Source organism: Alterirhizorhabdus solaris (genome assembly GCF_007785815.1).
GTDB lineage: Bacteria > Pseudomonadota > Alphaproteobacteria > Sphingomonadales > Sphingomonadaceae > Alterirhizorhabdus > Alterirhizorhabdus solaris.
In genome coordinates this window covers 25424-39308 of the sequence record NZ_VNIM01000035.1, presented here as the reverse complement: position 1 = coordinate 39308, position 13885 = coordinate 25424, and the positions used below count along the sequence as shown (strand labels likewise).

At 65.4% G+C, this 13885-nt stretch carries 18 protein-coding genes and 1 pseudogene; 9 read left to right on the top strand and 10 right to left on the bottom strand.

Annotated features, from left to right (window positions below):
* The 5 genes and pseudogenes from FOY91_RS10280 to copC all read right to left on the bottom strand — a co-directional run.
* Positions 1-438, bottom strand: a pseudogene (locus tag FOY91_RS10280) (efflux RND transporter periplasmic adaptor subunit); the annotation flags it as partial.
* The gene (locus tag FOY91_RS10275; RefSeq protein ID WP_145150995.1) at positions 435-1736 is read right to left on the bottom strand and encodes a TolC family protein; all 1302 of its coding nucleotides are present in this window, start codon (positions 1734-1736) and stop codon (positions 435-437) included. The gene FOY91_RS10275 and the pseudogene FOY91_RS10280, both read right to left, overlap by 4 nt.
* Positions 1737-1793: 57 nt before the next feature.
* Positions 1794-2126 carry a hypothetical protein gene (locus FOY91_RS10270; RefSeq protein WP_145150992.1) on the bottom strand — a complete coding sequence of 111 codons (333 nt, stop codon included), beginning with the start codon at positions 2124-2126 and terminating at the stop codon, positions 1794-1796.
* 71 nt (positions 2127-2197) lie between these two features.
* Positions 2198-3121, bottom strand: coding sequence for a copper homeostasis membrane protein CopD (gene copD, locus FOY91_RS10265; protein ID WP_145150989.1), 924 nt, complete (start codon positions 3119-3121; stop codon positions 2198-2200).
* A 1-nt stretch (position 3122) separates the two neighbouring features.
* Positions 3123-3494: a copper homeostasis periplasmic binding protein CopC gene (copC, locus tag FOY91_RS10260; protein ID WP_145150986.1), complete on the bottom strand. Its 372-nt coding sequence runs from the start codon at positions 3492-3494 to the stop codon at positions 3123-3125.
* Between the two features lie 119 nt (positions 3495-3613).
* On the opposite strand from copC, the gene FOY91_RS10255 reads away from it, so the two are divergent.
* The 8 genes from FOY91_RS10255 to FOY91_RS10220 all read left to right on the top strand — a co-directional run bounded on the left by FOY91_RS10255 (position 3614) and on the right by FOY91_RS10220 (position 9767).
* Positions 3614-3889: a hypothetical protein gene (locus FOY91_RS10255; protein ID WP_420822877.1), complete on the top strand. Its 276-nt coding sequence runs from the start codon at positions 3614-3616 to the stop codon at positions 3887-3889.
* Positions 3886-4326: a periplasmic heavy metal sensor gene (locus tag FOY91_RS10250; RefSeq protein ID WP_145150983.1), complete on the top strand. Its 441-nt coding sequence runs from the start codon at positions 3886-3888 to the stop codon at positions 4324-4326. Before FOY91_RS10255 ends, FOY91_RS10250 begins: the two co-directional genes overlap by 4 nt.
* A gap of 10 nt (positions 4327-4336) precedes the next feature.
* The gene (locus FOY91_RS10245) at positions 4337-4906 is read left to right on the top strand and encodes an RNA polymerase sigma factor (RefSeq protein ID WP_145150980.1); all 570 of its coding nucleotides are present in this window, start codon (positions 4337-4339) and stop codon (positions 4904-4906) included.
* Positions 4907-4973: 67 nt separating this feature from the next.
* On the top strand, positions 4974-6923 hold the full coding sequence (locus FOY91_RS10240) for a copper resistance system multicopper oxidase (RefSeq protein ID WP_145150977.1): 1950 nt from the start codon (positions 4974-4976) through the stop codon (positions 6921-6923).
* Positions 6920-8074, top strand: a complete 1155-nt coding sequence (locus FOY91_RS10235; protein ID WP_055818793.1) for a copper resistance protein B — start codon at positions 6920-6922, stop codon at positions 8072-8074. The genes FOY91_RS10240 and FOY91_RS10235 overlap by 4 nt, the downstream gene beginning before the upstream one ends.
* Entirely contained in the window at positions 8065-8799 is a 735-nt protein-coding gene (locus FOY91_RS10230; RefSeq protein ID WP_145150974.1) for a PepSY domain-containing protein, read from the top strand. The genes FOY91_RS10235 and FOY91_RS10230 overlap by 10 nt, the downstream gene beginning before the upstream one ends.
* 96 nt (positions 8800-8895) lie before the next feature.
* On the top strand, positions 8896-9276 hold the full coding sequence (locus FOY91_RS10225) for a DUF305 domain-containing protein (protein WP_145150971.1): 381 nt from the start codon (positions 8896-8898) through the stop codon (positions 9274-9276).
* Between the two features lie 59 nt (positions 9277-9335).
* Entirely contained in the window at positions 9336-9767 is a 432-nt protein-coding gene (locus FOY91_RS10220; RefSeq protein WP_145151007.1) for a DUF411 domain-containing protein, read from the top strand.
* A gap of 36 nt (positions 9768-9803) precedes the next feature.
* On the opposite strand, the gene FOY91_RS10215 is transcribed toward FOY91_RS10220, so the two are convergent.
* Together FOY91_RS10215 and FOY91_RS10210 are read right to left on the bottom strand one after the other, a co-directional pair.
* Positions 9804-10007 (bottom strand): hypothetical protein, encoded by a 204-nt coding sequence (locus FOY91_RS10215; protein ID WP_055818803.1) that lies wholly within the window; start codon positions 10005-10007, stop codon positions 9804-9806.
* A 425-nt stretch (positions 10008-10432) separates the two neighbouring features.
* Positions 10433-11200: a MauE/DoxX family redox-associated membrane protein gene (locus tag FOY91_RS10210; RefSeq protein ID WP_145150969.1), complete on the bottom strand. Its 768-nt coding sequence runs from the start codon at positions 11198-11200 to the stop codon at positions 10433-10435.
* A gap of 63 nt (positions 11201-11263) precedes the next feature.
* On the opposite strand from FOY91_RS10210, the gene FOY91_RS10205 reads away from it, so the two are divergent.
* On the top strand, positions 11264-11671 hold the full coding sequence (locus FOY91_RS10205; protein ID WP_055818810.1) for a MerR family transcriptional regulator: 408 nt from the start codon (positions 11264-11266) through the stop codon (positions 11669-11671).
* Positions 11672-11775: 104 nt separating this feature from the next.
* Here the strand turns inward: FOY91_RS10205 and FOY91_RS22930 are convergent, their stop codons facing one another.
* Genes FOY91_RS22930 through FOY91_RS10190 form a run of 3 tightly spaced genes read right to left on the bottom strand, consistent with a single transcriptional unit; the run spans position 11776 to position 13885 of the window.
* Complete coding sequence (locus FOY91_RS22930; RefSeq protein ID WP_145150966.1) at positions 11776-12150, bottom strand: ubiquitination-like system serine protease family protein; 375 nt, start codon at positions 12148-12150, stop codon at positions 11776-11778.
* On the bottom strand, positions 12147-13508 hold the full coding sequence (locus tag FOY91_RS10195; RefSeq protein WP_145150963.1) for a HesA/MoeB/ThiF family protein: 1362 nt from the start codon (positions 13506-13508) through the stop codon (positions 12147-12149). Before FOY91_RS10195 ends, FOY91_RS22930 begins: the two co-directional genes overlap by 4 nt.
* Positions 13505-13885, bottom strand: coding sequence for an E2/UBC family protein (locus FOY91_RS10190; protein WP_145150960.1), 381 nt, complete (start codon positions 13883-13885; stop codon positions 13505-13507). Before FOY91_RS10190 ends, FOY91_RS10195 begins: the two co-directional genes overlap by 4 nt.

Genomic DNA, 13885 nt, shown 5'->3' with positions numbered 1-13885 from the left:
GGCGAGCGCGAGCCTAGCGCGCGATGCCTCGACTTCGCCTTTGAGTTGCGCCGCTTCCCGGCTTTCGATGATCGCGATGGTCTGTCCGCGCCCGACCGACTGGCCAAGGTTCCGGGTCAACGCCACTACCCGCCCGCCGATCGCGGCCGAGACGACCTGCGTTCCTTGCGGGTCGCCTTCGATCGTTGCCGGCAGTTCGATCGTACCGGCACCACCCGTGATGGGGCGGCCGATCTGGACACCCGCGGCGGCAATCTGGTCAGGCGAGAGCGTTACGGCACCCGCGTCGGCATGAGCCGCCTCACCGCCACCGGCTTCGGTGCCAGCTTCGGTTTCGGTTCCTTCAGTCGCGTTGCCGCCTTCCGGGCTGCTACCACAGGCCGCGAGCAACAGGGCAAGGCCGAGCGGCAGAACGCCGCCCGTCAGGATGGTCTTCATCGATCGGTTCCCCCGGAATTGGAAGTGGGCGCGGGGGCGGTCAGTCGCTCCAGCCGCGCACGGGCATTCTGATAATTGGCGAGCGCTTCGATCGCGGCGATGCGTGTCTCAGCAAGCGTGCGTTCGGCATCGAGCAGGTCGAGCTGGCCGAACTTGCCCTCGCGGTAGCCGATACGTGCGATCCGGGCCGCTTCCTGTGCCGCAGCCAGCGCCGGCCCGGCCGCAGCGCGAGCCGTGGTCGCGGCGTTCGCTGCCTCCGCTTGTGCGTCCGTAATTGCCTGTTCGACATCGAGGGCGGTCACGCGTCGCACCGCTTCCGCCCGTGTCCGCTCCGCGGTGGCCTGCGCGATGGCAGCGCGGCCATTGTTGAACACCGGGATCGGAATGGAAATCGAAAACACTGCGGCAGTGTCGTTCGTCGCTTCCAATCTGCGCAGCGCGGGCCCGACGTTGATGTCCGGCACCCGATTCGCGCGAGCAAGCCTAATACCGGCATCAGCGATGGCGAGATCGGCATCTGCCGCCGCCAGCGCCAGCGTGCCCGCCGTCTGCGCGGGGGCCATCGGCCCGAAGGTCGATGCGGGAAGTCGATCAAGGAGCCCAACGTCCAGCGTGCCGTCGATTGGCCGCCCGATCCGTCGTGAAAGGTTCGTTCGTGCCGCTTCGGCGAGCCGTATCAGTCGCTCGACATTGGCATCCGCATTGATGCGCGCGACGTCGGCCCGTTGTTCTTCAAGCGGCGATGCGCGCCCTGCCTGAACCCGAACTCCTGCTCCGCGCAGCACCTCGGCTGCAATCCGGGCCTGATCGCGTGCTGTTATCAGCCGGCGCTCGGACGCGACGGCTTCGACATAGAGCTGTGTGACCTGCACGCGGATATCCGCCGCGACGATTGCAGCCTGCAACTCGGCCCGCGACATCTGCGCGCTGGCGACCGCCACGCGGGCGCTCCGCTTGCCGCCAAGCTCAATTGGGATCGCAACTCCAAACGTCGTCTCGGCGCTGCGCAAGCCCCGATAAGGGCCGGAGCCGACGATGTTCTCGACTTGGCCCTGAGCAACCGGATTAGGCCGTAGGCCGGCGACCGTGCGTCCTGCCTGTGCGGCTTCGATCGCCGCCGTGGCGGCAGCGCTCGACGGAGCGGCCCCGCCTGCGGCAAGCACGGCCTGATCAAGGGTGAAGGCCGGCGATGGCTGCGCCGCTGCTGGCACAGGCGATTGTGGCGCCTGCACCTGTTGCGCCTGCGCTATCGAGGCGCAGGACGCCGCGGCCAATACGGCCGCGAGCATCTTTTTCATAAAGTGATGATCCTGACAAAATACGTCGGGCCAGCAAATGCCGGCAGGCGAGTATCGTCAGGCGGTTGGGGGCCTCAGTGCCGCGTCGACCAAGTGCGAGGCCATAGGACTGACTACGGCCGGCGACGGAAGCAAGCCGGTTGCGCGCGCCATAGATACCACTTCATCTGTCGCTGGTACGTTCAGCGACTGGCCGTGGCATGTGCCATGATGATGCGGCATCGCCTTGTCGGCGTCGCCCTGCGACTGATCGGCATCGCCATCGCTATGCACGGCGCCGCTGCATTCGATCGTAACCGGCCCAGGTATCTCGCGCGCGTGTACGGTCGCGGTCACCACCAACGATGACGCGATCATTACCAGCAGCAGAGACCAAAGCTTGCGCAGCATGAGGTGCGCCTACCCGAAAAGGGGCGAGGTGTCATTGGAGAACTTTGGGCGGGACCGGTTGGTTTTAACACTTAAGGAACGAGCGGCTCAAGCGTCCCGAGCCATGCCACCAACCCAAGGATGACGACGATACACGCGGTTTCGACCGCGAGACTTCGGCGCAGCACGCCGATTGCGGCGCGATGATCGCCCGAGGCGATCGACGCCGCGAACCGCTGCGTCAACCGGAAGCGGTTGAGTGCGGCCAAGGCCAGCATTGCGGCGAACAGCGCCAGCTTGGCGAGTAGCAGCCGACCGTAGAGCGTCGTCCCGAGCACTCCGGCATTATCGGGACCGACCAGCAGCCAGGCGTTGATGAGGCCGGTGAAGACAAGCGTCGCAACGATGACCGTTCCGACCGCCCCGAACCCGTGCAGCGCGCGATGCGTGAGGGTCAGATGGGCGGCATCGACCCGCGTCGCGGGCCGGGCCACCAGCAGGATCAGGCCGAGCAGCGCGCCGGTCCAGGCCCCGGCCGCGATCAGGTGCAGAATGTCGGCGGCAAGATGAGCCCAGCCCGTTGCACCCTCATTCATCGCGCCATGCCCGGTCCAGGCAAGCGTCGCCAGCGCCATCCCCGAGGTGAGCATGACAACCGCCAGCCAAGGCCCGCGCCGGGCTGCGAACAGCGCTAGGAGCGTCGCCACGGCGAGGGCAACCACCCGCAGCTTCCACGCCGTCCCGATACCCGACTGATCGAGCAGCATTCCAACAGCTTCCCGGTCGATCGGCCAGGGCGGCGTTCCCATCATCGCGGCGGTCAGCAGTACGAGCGCGACAGCCGAAAGCAGGAGGCCGATCACCGCGCCCGCAACCAGCCAGGGCCGAAGCGCGAGCGCATGGGGGCGCTCGCCAGCGCGCAGGCCGTAGAGGCCGAATGTCGACAGGCCGAACAAGCCGCCCAGCACGCCGTAAAGCGCGAGGCGGACACCGATCATCGACCAGTCGGCGGCCATCTTACTTCACCGCGAAGGCGTGGTTCCCCGTAATCCGGTGCGTATCGGCCGAGACGACGTGCCAGGCAACGCTGTAGGTGCCCGCGCCAAGGGGCGACTTGGGGGTGATGACCAGCGTGCGCCCATCGGGCGCGACCGTGGCGGCGCTCGCGACCTTCATGGGCGCGTGCTTCATGCCGTTCATGCCCGTCATCATCAGGTCCGCGCCCGAGAACTTTGGCATCAGCTTCTCACTGAATCGCAGGGTGACACGCGCGGGCTTGGCAACGGTCGCGTTCGTCGCGGGGGTGGCGGAGACGAGCTTGGGATGAGCATTCGCAGCACCCGCGACGACGAGCAGTGCGGCAGCGGCAGATACGAATACACGACGCATGGAACAGTCTCCGAAAGAGGGGCTACGCCCTCTTACGCGCCGCTGCCGCCTACCCCTCACCATCCCGACCGTGAGGGGTGGCGCACAGTCCCGCGTAACATAGACTAAGGGGAGTGGAGATGAACGGCATGGACGATATTGACGAGGCGCTGACCAGGCTCGCGCGAGCGCCGGTGCCCGCACTGGACGGGCTTGAGGCGCGGGTTCTCGCGCAGATTGCGATGCCTCGTGCGGCGCAGGCTGGTTTCGGCGTGGGCGCGATCACCATCGCGGCGCTCGCAATTGGCATGATCGGAGCGGGTTTCCCCGCATCGCCTAGCACTGCGGCACCGTTGTCCCCGTTCGGGGCGAACTCCCCGCTCGCGCCGTCAACCTTGCTTGCCGGGGCGCAATGACTTCCAGAACACGCATAATCTTGTGCGTGATCGCGGCGTTCGTCGCGGCGATCGGCGGCGTCTTCGTTGGGCGGGCGCTCTTTCCCGGTCCCGCCCAACCGGGCGTGGAGCTGCACGACGTGCTACATCACCGGCTCGCGCTCGATGCGAACCAGGAGGCCCGGCTGAAGGAGTTGGAACAGCGCTTTGCCGTGCAGCGCCGCGCGCTTGAGCTGGAATTGCGGGCCGACAACGCCCGGCTCGCCGAGGCGATCGAGGCCGAGCATGGCAATGGCCCTCGCGTCGCCGCAGCGGTCGACCGGAGCCATGTCGCGATGGGCGAGCTGCAAAAGGCGACGCTCGCGCACATCTTCGCGATGCGGCAGCTCTTGCGGCCCGACCAGACCGCGCAGTTCGACCGGGCGGTGGTGAAGGCGCTCACCACCGACGCCCGTTGAGCGTGGGGCGGTGAGTCTGGATTGGACGGCGCTTTCTGATGGAGAGCTGGCAACACTCAGCCTTGCCGGACGGCAGGCCGCGTTCGCCGAGATAATGCGTCGCCACGGGCAGGCCATTTTCCGGCTGTCGCGCGGGTGCATCGGTGACGCCGACGAGGCGCTGGACTTGTCGCAGGAGACGTTCGTCGCGGCGCATCGCGCGCTCGCACGATATGACGGCGCGCGTCCCATGCGGACCTGGTTATCGGCCATCGCGCTCAACAAATGCCGCGACTGGACCCGGAAGCGCAAGGTCCGGCGATTCCTGTCCTTCGCCGCCCCGATCGGCACGGACGCGGAGGCCGTCGCCGACGATCAGGTGGCGGTCGACGACGCCGCGAGTGACCGGCAGGAACTGGACCGGGTCCGTCGTGCCATCGCCGAGCTGCCGACTTCATTGAAGGAACCGTTGGTTCTCCACACCATCGAGGGGCTTAGCCAGGCCGATACCGCGGCCGTGCTCGCGATCAGCGAAAAGGCGGTCGAAACCCGGCTCTATCGCGCTCGCGCCAAGCTGCTCGAAAATCTGAGCGCGGGTTAAGGGGTGGCAGCCCGCCCCGCGTATCACTGATGACCAGACCACCGCGCTCCAATCGGCCAGGACACCCATGACCCGCACCATCGACCGCCGCCAGCTTTTGCGCGGCGCTACCCTCGCAGGGGGCGGACTCGCTTTATCGGCCTACATGCCGGCATGGGCGCAGACGACTTCCGGTGGCATCGTCAAGCCGATGCCGACCGTCTCGGGCGACGACATCACCCTTCGCGTCGCGCACCAGATGATGATGATCGACGGGCGCGAGAGTCACGCGATCGGCATCAACGGCACCGCGCCCGCACCGCTGATCCGGTTGCGCGAAGGGCAGAATGCCCGGCTGACCCTCACCAACGCGCTGCCCGACGAGCAGACCTCGATCCACTGGCATGGGCTGATCCTGCCGTTCCAGATGGACGGCGTGCCCGGCATCAGTTTCCCCGGCGTCGAGCCGGGCAAGAGTTTCACCTACGAGTTTCCGGTCAAGCAGGCCGGCACCTATTGGTATCATAGCCATTCCGGCTTGCAGGAGCAGATGGGGCATTACGGCCCGCTGGTCATCGATCCGGCCGGCGAAGCCCCAATCGCGTCCGACCGCGAGCACGTCATCATGCTGTCCGACCACAGCCAGCTTCACCCGCACGTCATCTTCCGCAAGCTCAAGATGCAGGGCGGCTATTTCAACTATCAGAAGCAGACGCTCGCCGGGCTGCTACGCGGCGAGGGCCAGTCGGCGAAGGAGCGCGCCGACTGGGGCAAGATGCGGATGGACCCGACCGACGTCGCCGACGTGACCGGCTCGACCTATACCTATCTCGTCAACGGCCACGGCCCCTTGGACAACTGGACCGGGCTGTTCCGCCCCGGCGAGCGGGTGCGGCTTCGCGTCATCAATGCTTCCGCCATGACCACCTTCAATGTCCGCATCCCCGGCCTGAAAATGACCGTGGTGGCGTGCGACGGCCTGAATGTCCGGCCAGTGACGTTCGACGAGTTCCAGATCGGCGTCGCCGAGACCTACGACGTGATCGTCACCCCGACCGACGATCGCGCCTACACGCTCGTCGGCGAGAGCGTAGATCGCTCCGGCATGGCGCGCGCCACGCTCGCGCCCCGCGAGGGCATGGCCGCGGCGGTCCCGCCGCTTCGCAAGCGCCCGCTCGCCAGCATGAAGGACATGGGCATGGGCGGCATGGACATGAGCGGCGGTTCAATGGCCGGCATGGATCATGCCGCGATGGGCCATGCCATGCCCGCGACGGGTGCGGCGACTGGCGCGATGGCGGGCATGAACCAGGGTGGCGCTCCCCAGGCGGGTGCGGCCGTCGATCACGCCGCTATGGGGCATACGATGCCCGCCGAGGGAGCAGCCGCAAGCGGCATGGCCGGAATGGACCACGGGGCCATGCAGGGCGGCGCTGGCGGGCAGATGGCAGGTATGGATCACGGCGCGGGCGGCATGAATCACTCGATGCGCGACTTCTCGAATGCGCCGGGGGTCAAGAAGACTCCGACCGTGCAGACCATATCCCCGATGCCGATGGATCGTATGGGCGAGCCGGGCCAGGGGCTGGAAAATGTCGGACACAAGGTGCTGGTCTATCGCGACCTGATGGCCGTCGACCGCAACCCCGACGTGCGCGCGCCTGATCGCGCGATGCAAATCCACCTCACCGGCAACATGGAACGCTATATGTGGGCGTTCGACGGCGAGAAGCTGTCGGAGGTCAAAGACCCGATCCCATTCCTTGAGGGCGAGCGGGTGCGGGTGACGCTCGTCAACGACACGATGATGGGTCACCCGATCCATCTTCACGGCCACTTTTTCGAGCTGGTGACGGGCCACGGCGAGTTCGCACCGCGCAAGCACACCGTCATGGTTCAGCCGGGCGGGACCGCGACGTTCGACCTTACCGCCGATGCCGTCGGTGATTGGGCGTTCCACTGCCATATGCTTTACCACATGCACGCCGGCATGATGCAGGTCGTGACCGTCCGGCCACGCGGGGGAGACGCGGCATGAAGGCGCTTTCCCTACTCGTCGCCGCGGCCCCGATCGCGCTTGCGACCCCCGTCACCGCGCAGGATCACTCGATGCACAACATGCCGGGGATGACCATGCCGGCGAAGCCGGCAGCGAAGCCCCAGGCGAAGCCAACCGCCAAGCCGCGCCCCCCCGCTCGCACGAAAGCAAAGCCCGCACCGAAAAAGCCGTCGCCAGCTCCGGCCGCGGCGGCCGACCCGCACGCGGGCCACACCATGCCCGGAATGACGATGCCTGACGCCCCGACCCAGGCAGATCCCCATGCCGGGCACGTCATGCCCGATAGCGCGGCGGTAGCGACGCCGGCCAATCCTCACGCGGGCCATGACATGAGCGGCATGGCGGGCGGGATGAGCCACGATATGGGAACGGGGGGAACCGCCCTTCCCCCCGGCAACGCACCCGCCCCGGCCGCGCCCAAGCCGAATTATGCCGATCGCGTTTATTCGCCGCAGGAGATGGCCGATGCCCGCGCCATTCTTCGCGGCGAGCATGGCGGCAGCACTTTTTGGCAGGTCAATTTCAACTTGGCCGAGGTGCAGATACGCGACGGGCGCGACAGCTTTCGCTGGGATGGCGAAGCGTGGTTCGGGGGCGACATCAACCGGTTGACCGTCAAGACCGAGGGTGAAGGCGAGTTCGGGCGCAGCGTTGACGATGCCGAGGTGCAGGCGCTCTACAGCCGCGCGATCGGCCCCTATTTCAATCTCCAGGCCGGCATTCGCTATGACTTCAAGCCGAACCCCTCGCGCACCTACGCCACGCTCGGATTCGAGGGACTGGCACCCTATTGGTTCGACGTGGAGGGCGCGCTGTTTCTGTCCGACAAGGGCGACGTGCTGGGACGGCTTGAGGGCTATTATGACCAACGCATCACCCAGCGACTTGTCCTGCAACCGCGCGCCGAGCTTAATTTCGCGGCGCAGGACGTGCCGGAGAACGGTATCGGTTCGGGCCTGAGCGACATCGAGCTGGGGCTTCGCCTTCGTTACGAGATCAAGCGCGAGTTCGCGCCCTATATCGGCGTCTCCTACGATCGCCGTCTAGGCGACAGCGCCCGCTTCGCGCGCGCCGATGGCGAGGGCGTTGGCGGACCCAGCTTTGTTGTCGGCGTTCGGACGTGGTTCTGAGGGGCCGGCGCGCGAGGCTTCACCAGCTAGCGAGCAAGACGCACAAGTGGCTCGCGATCATTATCGGCATCCAGCTCCTCCTCTGGTTCACCAGTGGGACGGTGATGAGCTTCCTGCCGATCGACAAAGTGCATGGCGATCACCTCGTTGATCGGAAGACCGTCGCCCCTATACCTGCGGGCATGGCCTTGGCGTCGCCAGCGGACCTGACGAGGAGCGTCGGAACGCCCGTCACATCGCTCACCTATCGCATGTTGCTCGGGCGTCCCGTCGCCGAGCTGTCAACGGCCAAAGGCACCCGGCTTGCCGATGCGACCACGGGGGTGCTCCTGCCGGCTGCTAGCGCCGCCCAGGCCGAGGCCGTGGCACGCGCTGCTTGGCGAGGGGAAGGTCGACCGGTTGCTCGCGTGGAGCGGATCGAGCGTGCCGCACCCGAATATCGTGGCGCGCTCCCCGCATGGCGGATCGCGTTTGACGACCCCAACAACACCCGCGTCTTCGTCGCCGGTGACACAGGACGGATCACCGCTGTCAGGACAGGCACCTGGCGGCTTTACGATTTTTTCTGGGGTCTCCACATCATGGACTGGAAGAACCACGAGGACTTTAACACGCCTTGGCTGCTCGCTTTCGCGATCGGGGGGCTGGCGTTGTGGATAGGCGGCGCGGTTCTCCTGTGGATGCGCTGGCCCGTGCGGCGACGCCGCAGATCGCCGGGAAGCTGACCCAGCAGTCAATCGCGTCCGACATGAGGGGTAGGTGCTCGCGCCGCGTAATTGACGTGAGAGGCATTTAACACCTCGCACCCCAGGAGATTGATGATGAAACTCGCACCCCTTTTCCTCGTCGTCGCGCTGGCGACCCCGGCTCTTGCACAGCAGGCGAACCACCAGGGCATGAACCACGGCAACATGGCCGGCATGAACCATGCGATGCCAGCGACCGCAGCCAACCCCTACGGTCCGGCCGAGATGAAAATGCACGAGAAGATGATGGCGGCGATGGGGGCCGACGCCGGCGAAACGTGGACGCGCAAGATGATCGAGCATCATCGTGGCGCGGTGGAAATGTCGCAGATCGCGCTTCGTAGCACGCAGAATGCCGAGGTTCGCCGCGAGGCGCAGAAGGCCATCGCCAGCCAGAATCGCGAGATCGCCATGTTGAACGCTATGCTTCGCAAGATGGGCAAGCCCGCTCAATAAATGCATGGCCCCGCTCCCAACCGGGCGGGGCCGCTAACCAGGCATCGACCATGACCAATATGCGCTACCTGTTTGCCGCCCTCGCGCTGGGCGTCCCCTCCGTCGCCGTCGCGGCCGATGCGATCCTCGTGCATCGCGACCTCGGATGCGGGTGTTGCGGCGAATGGGCGAAGATCGTGAAGGCGCAGTTCGGCCGCACGGTGCGGATTGTTGACGATGCGAACCGTCCCGCAATGATGAAGGCACGCGGCGTCCCCGCCGACCTTGCATCCTGTCACACCGCGATAATCGACGGGATGACCTTCGAGGGTCATGTCCCGATCGCCGATATGAAGCGCGCGCTCGCGCAGCGTCCAAAGGGTGTCAGCGGTCTAGCGGTCGCCGGAATGCCGCTTGGATCACCCGGAATGGAAGTGCCGGGACGAGCGGCGCAGTCTTTCGAGGTCGTCGCGTTCGGGCCGAACGGGCGCAGGGTTTTCGCGCGCCATTGAGACGAAGGGGAGGCGCGAACGCCTCCCCCCGCCGACTTACTTCTTGGGCGCGCCCGGCATGTCGTGGCCGGCGTGGTCGCCGCCCTTCTTCATGTCCGCGCAGCAGTCCCCTTTGCCGTCCTTGCAGCAGTCCGCCCCCTCCTTGCAGCACGCCATGTCGGCGCAGCAGGAGCCGGCCGCGAACGCCGCGGTTGGGAGGGCGAGCGCCAGTGCGGCACCGATCAGTTTCAGCTTGGTCATCAGAAAATCTCCGTCGATCGAATATGTGAGGTTGTTGAAGCGTCACACGGTTCGAGGAGGCGGTGTCGCCGGCGGGATCGGAGAACCGGCCAGCCCGGTCAGTAGAGCAGGCCAAGGCGCGACCGGATGGTTGGCGATCGGCTCGACCCGCACCAGGGCTTCGCCGGGAACGGCCGTGCAAGGCGTGGCGCAGCTCGATAGCGGAGCCTTTTTAACGGGCGCTGGCGTGCCATCGCCATCGCACCCGACCATCGCCGACGCGATCGGTGCGGCTTGCGCCGCCGTTTCGCAAAACGGGCCGAGACGCACTAGCAGCAGCGCCGCGAGCACGACTAGGACGGTCACGCGAAGCGTTCGGGCTAAGGCTGGTGCTCCCTTCGTCATCCCGGCTATCGGCACTCTCTCCGATCCAATGTCAACGAGCGTCAGTGCGCCCCGGCGATGCCGATCGCGGCGGCGGCCATCCACAGCGCCATCGCCACCATCATCACGTTTTCGGTGAGCGAGATGAAGCCCAGGGGCACGTTGCTGTCCCCGCCCACGCACGCGCACTTCAGCTCACGCTTGTCGATATAGACGGCCTTGAACACCGACACCGCCCCGATCGCGCCGATGAACAGCGCGACCGGCACCGACAGCCAGGTAAGCGCGCCCGCGATCATGAGCACGCCCGCTCCGCCTTCCGCGAACGGGTAGATATAGGAGTAGGGCACCCAGCGCTTGGCGAGCAGATCGTAGTTGAGGAACATGCTCGAAAAGCTCTCGATGTTCTGGAGCTTGAGCAGCGCCAGCACACACATCGAGAAGGCGATGAACCATTCGATCGCGCGAATTGTGAACGGCGTGCCCAGCACCGCGTAGCTCGCGGCGAGCGCCATCAGCGCCGTCATCGTGAACAGCGCGATCACCGGCCGATAGGTAAGCGCCTTGGGGTCGCGGACGGTCTTGCCGAAAAAACGGCGCAGATCGTCATAGCCGCCTACCCGCTCGCCACCGATGAAGGTTTGCGGCGTGGTCTTGACCCCGTGCTTTGCTTTGAAGGCATCCGTTTCGTCGCGCGTCGTCAGCCAGTGGTCATCGACCGCATAGCCTTGGCGACGCAGAAGGTCTTTCGCCTTCAGTCCATAGGGGCAGGTGTGTTCAGACATCACCATCCGGTAGATCGTCGCCTGTTTGACGGGGGCGGTCGCCATGTCGCTTCTCCAGCTTGCTCGCCCCACCTATATAGGGTCCGTACCATAGTCCGGAGTCAAGACATGGCGAGCATCACGATTGCGGGGCTGGCGCGAGAGGGCGGCGTGGGCGTCGAGACGGTACGTTACTACCAGCGCCGCGGCTTGCTTGACACGCCCGACCGGCCGAACGGGGCCGGGATCGCGGGTGGCGTCCGGCGCTATGGGGTGCAGGACGTGCGCCGGCTCCGCTTCATTCGATCAGCTCAGGCAGCCGGATTCACGCTTGAACAGATCGGCGAGCTGCTAGCGCTGGACGCGACCGACGATCGCGCCCGCGCCCGCGAGCTTGCGACCGAACGCATTGCGGCATTGGATGAGAAGATTGTGGACCTTAAGCGGGTGCGCGCCTCGCTTCTCCGGCTCGCGCAGGAGTGCGGGTCCGGCTCGACAGGTCCATGCCCTATACTGACCGCGTTCGAGCAGGGCTGACCTTGTTGAACATAGGTGTCAAAACCGGTCGGTTGTGACCGGCGGTCCGCCGCAGCAATTCCGCGGGTTTGCAGGTGTCAGAACCCCGCGTCAGACACGGGCGCCTACCTTTCTATGGGCGACGAGCCACTGTCGCCGCACCATTCGATAGTGCCACGACGAACCCAGAAGTGGGCGAAACATCCAGCAGTCTGCCGAACTGAAGGTTGCAACGAGACTCGCCTGAGACGATCCCGATGCACCGTCCAACGGGGACGACGCGTCGGGTTGAGGGACAGTTGGAGTTTCTCGCCGCATCCGCACGGGCAGCGCATGACGGCCCACTTCGGGGTGCCACCGCCTTGCACTACATAGACCACGCCTGACTTCAATTCTTGAGGGGCCGGTTGCCTCTCGGTCGAGTGGAGTACGAGGTCCGGGCGAACAATCGATCTTGCCTCGCGTACAAGCCAGGCAACGTACTTGCGTAGAGCCTTCATTGGCCTATCCGATCCAGAAAAGGCTGCATGTCGCCCCGGCCCCAATAATCTGTACCACTACAGACTGGGCAATGTTCGTCTTGTTCAGCCCCAGGGCGTCGATCAGCCAGTAAATCAAACCGCCGAACGCCATGCCAGCGCCAGCCTGAGCCTCTAAAGTCGGTCAGACCTTGAATAAGTTCGTCAACTGCCATGCACGCGGTTGCAGTTGTAAAGGTAACCACTGCGGGAGCTGGCTCGCCGCCCCCTCGCACATAGGCCTCCCGCTTGCGGCGCTCAAACTCCTCAGGACTGACTCTTTTTAGGGCTTCGTCGCGGGCGGTTTCCGCATCGACCACTTTTCGGCAGATTAAGCATTGTCCTGTTGGCGCCAGTACCGTCACTCGACCGCCGAGTTCGGCGATACGGCCGTCCCCTGCAGGGCGGATCGCTAAGCCCATGTCGATGACCGGAACGAGATAGAAATAGGCAAAACGGTTGAGGAGCAAACGACCGTCATGGTCGTCAGTGCAGCCAAACACGACATCGCATGCCTTTAGGGCATCGCGCGCAGCGGGGTCGCCGACCCAGCCACGGAACGACACCGTGCGCACTCCGAGGCCCAGCTCGGTGATCTCCCTCGTTAGCACGTCAACCTTCGGACGCATCGCGTCGGCATCGGCCCGGCGAGCGCCATGCAATCGGTTTAGGTTGGTGACGTCTACGATGTCGTCGTCGAAAAGCGCTAGCTGCCCTACTCCCAGCCGCGCGAGCAACATCGCAGTTGCGCTTCCGGTTGCGCCACAGCCGACAACACCCACCCGCAGTCCGCGAAGGTAACGGCCAAGCTTCGGGCCGAAGGCTAAATCTTGGCGTGCGAGAAAGTCAGCCGACTCCCGTCCGTGCAGACCGTGGAGCGCTAATCCATCCCCCAGGACAGTGATGTAATCCGCTGCAATAGCGGACCGGGCGTCCGGCCACAGGCGGGCGCTCCAGCCATCTGCATCGATGCGTAGGCTGACGAGCTGCACAGAGGCGCCAAGCTCCTGTCGGAGACGTTTGAGCAAACCGCGGTCATCCTCATCAATTTCCGCTGTTCCTGCAGCGCTATCCGTCAGCTGCGAACGTGCCACGCCGAGGGTCAAATCCTCAGCTTTGCACCTCGCTATTGCCTCCGTGATCCTGGCGGCACTCGTCTGGTCTCCCGCCAGTTCATACGACAGCAAACGCAGCCGGCGCTGCCGATCCCAGGGATCGCTTGCGATTTCATTAGTGCCGAATAGGACAAGGCAGGGGGCGCCGTTTGTTGATACGGGCAGGAGCGCTTGGTGAAGAGCAGACGTATGGCGCTGCTGCATGACAAGGGAAAAACCGGTCATGCCGCGAGCTCGAGGGCAGCTTCCACCCGCTTAATCATGGTCCATATGCCGTCACGACCCGGGCGCCAATCACTGCTGTGGCGCGACCATCGCTGCCAAGTCTGACTACCGAAGGTGAAGGGAACGTCAGCGCATCGCGCATAGGCTGAAGTCGCGACGAGCCGAAGCCAAGGCATGGCGTAAAACATATCGGGCGCGACGTCGGGGTAGCCGGGCGGTAGCATGATCAGGATATCCGCGACAGTGGCATTGAAGCGACCAGGTGGCAGCGGCATGGCGCGGAGCACAATACCGCGTTGGCCGCCCTCCTCGACTTCATCATAGCCGAGCCCTCGCTCAGCGAGATACTTGCGGCACCTCATCGGGAGAGCGGCCAT

What these genes read in the sequence shown, in the direction of transcription:
- copC (WP_145150986.1), bottom strand. Translation starts at nt 3,494, where the DNA reads ATGCGTCGTGTATTCGTATCTGCCGCTGCCGCACTGCTCGTCGTCGCG.
- FOY91_RS22930 (WP_145150966.1), bottom strand. Translation starts at nt 12,150, where the DNA reads ATGAAGGCTCTACGCAAGTACGTTGCCTGGCTTGTACGCGAGGCAAGA.
- FOY91_RS10250 (WP_145150983.1), top strand. Translation starts at nt 3,886, where the DNA reads ATGACTTCCAGAACACGCATAATCTTGTGCGTGATCGCGGCGTTCGTC.
- FOY91_RS10235 (WP_055818793.1), top strand. Translation starts at nt 6,920, where the DNA reads ATGAAGGCGCTTTCCCTACTCGTCGCCGCGGCCCCGATCGCGCTTGCG.
- FOY91_RS10210 (WP_145150969.1), bottom strand. Translation starts at nt 11,200, where the DNA reads ATGGCGACCGCCCCCGTCAAACAGGCGACGATCTACCGGATGGTGATG.
- FOY91_RS10240 (WP_145150977.1), top strand. Translation starts at nt 4,974, where the DNA reads ATGACCCGCACCATCGACCGCCGCCAGCTTTTGCGCGGCGCTACCCTC.
- FOY91_RS10225 (WP_145150971.1), top strand. Translation starts at nt 8,896, where the DNA reads ATGAAACTCGCACCCCTTTTCCTCGTCGTCGCGCTGGCGACCCCGGCT.
- FOY91_RS10205 (WP_055818810.1), top strand. Translation starts at nt 11,264, where the DNA reads ATGGCGAGCATCACGATTGCGGGGCTGGCGCGAGAGGGCGGCGTGGGC.
- FOY91_RS10195 (WP_145150963.1), bottom strand. Translation starts at nt 13,508, where the DNA reads ATGACCGGTTTTTCCCTTGTCATGCAGCAGCGCCATACGTCTGCTCTT.
- FOY91_RS10275 (WP_145150995.1), bottom strand. Translation starts at nt 1,736, where the DNA reads ATGAAAAAGATGCTCGCGGCCGTATTGGCCGCGGCGTCCTGCGCCTCG.
- FOY91_RS10190 (WP_145150960.1), bottom strand. Translation starts at nt 13,885, where the DNA reads ATGGCCGCTCTCCCGATGAGGTGCCGCAAGTATCTCGCTGAGCGAGGG.
- FOY91_RS10215 (WP_055818803.1), bottom strand. Translation starts at nt 10,007, where the DNA reads ATGACCAAGCTGAAACTGATCGGTGCCGCACTGGCGCTCGCCCTCCCA.
- FOY91_RS10220 (WP_145151007.1), top strand. Translation starts at nt 9,336, where the DNA reads ATGCGCTACCTGTTTGCCGCCCTCGCGCTGGGCGTCCCCTCCGTCGCC.
- copD (WP_145150989.1), bottom strand. Translation starts at nt 3,121, where the DNA reads ATGGCCGCCGACTGGTCGATGATCGGTGTCCGCCTCGCGCTTTACGGC.
- FOY91_RS10255 (WP_420822877.1), top strand. Translation starts at nt 3,614, where the DNA reads ATGAACGGCATGGACGATATTGACGAGGCGCTGACCAGGCTCGCGCGA.
- FOY91_RS10270 (WP_145150992.1), bottom strand. Translation starts at nt 2,126, where the DNA reads ATGCTGCGCAAGCTTTGGTCTCTGCTGCTGGTAATGATCGCGTCATCG.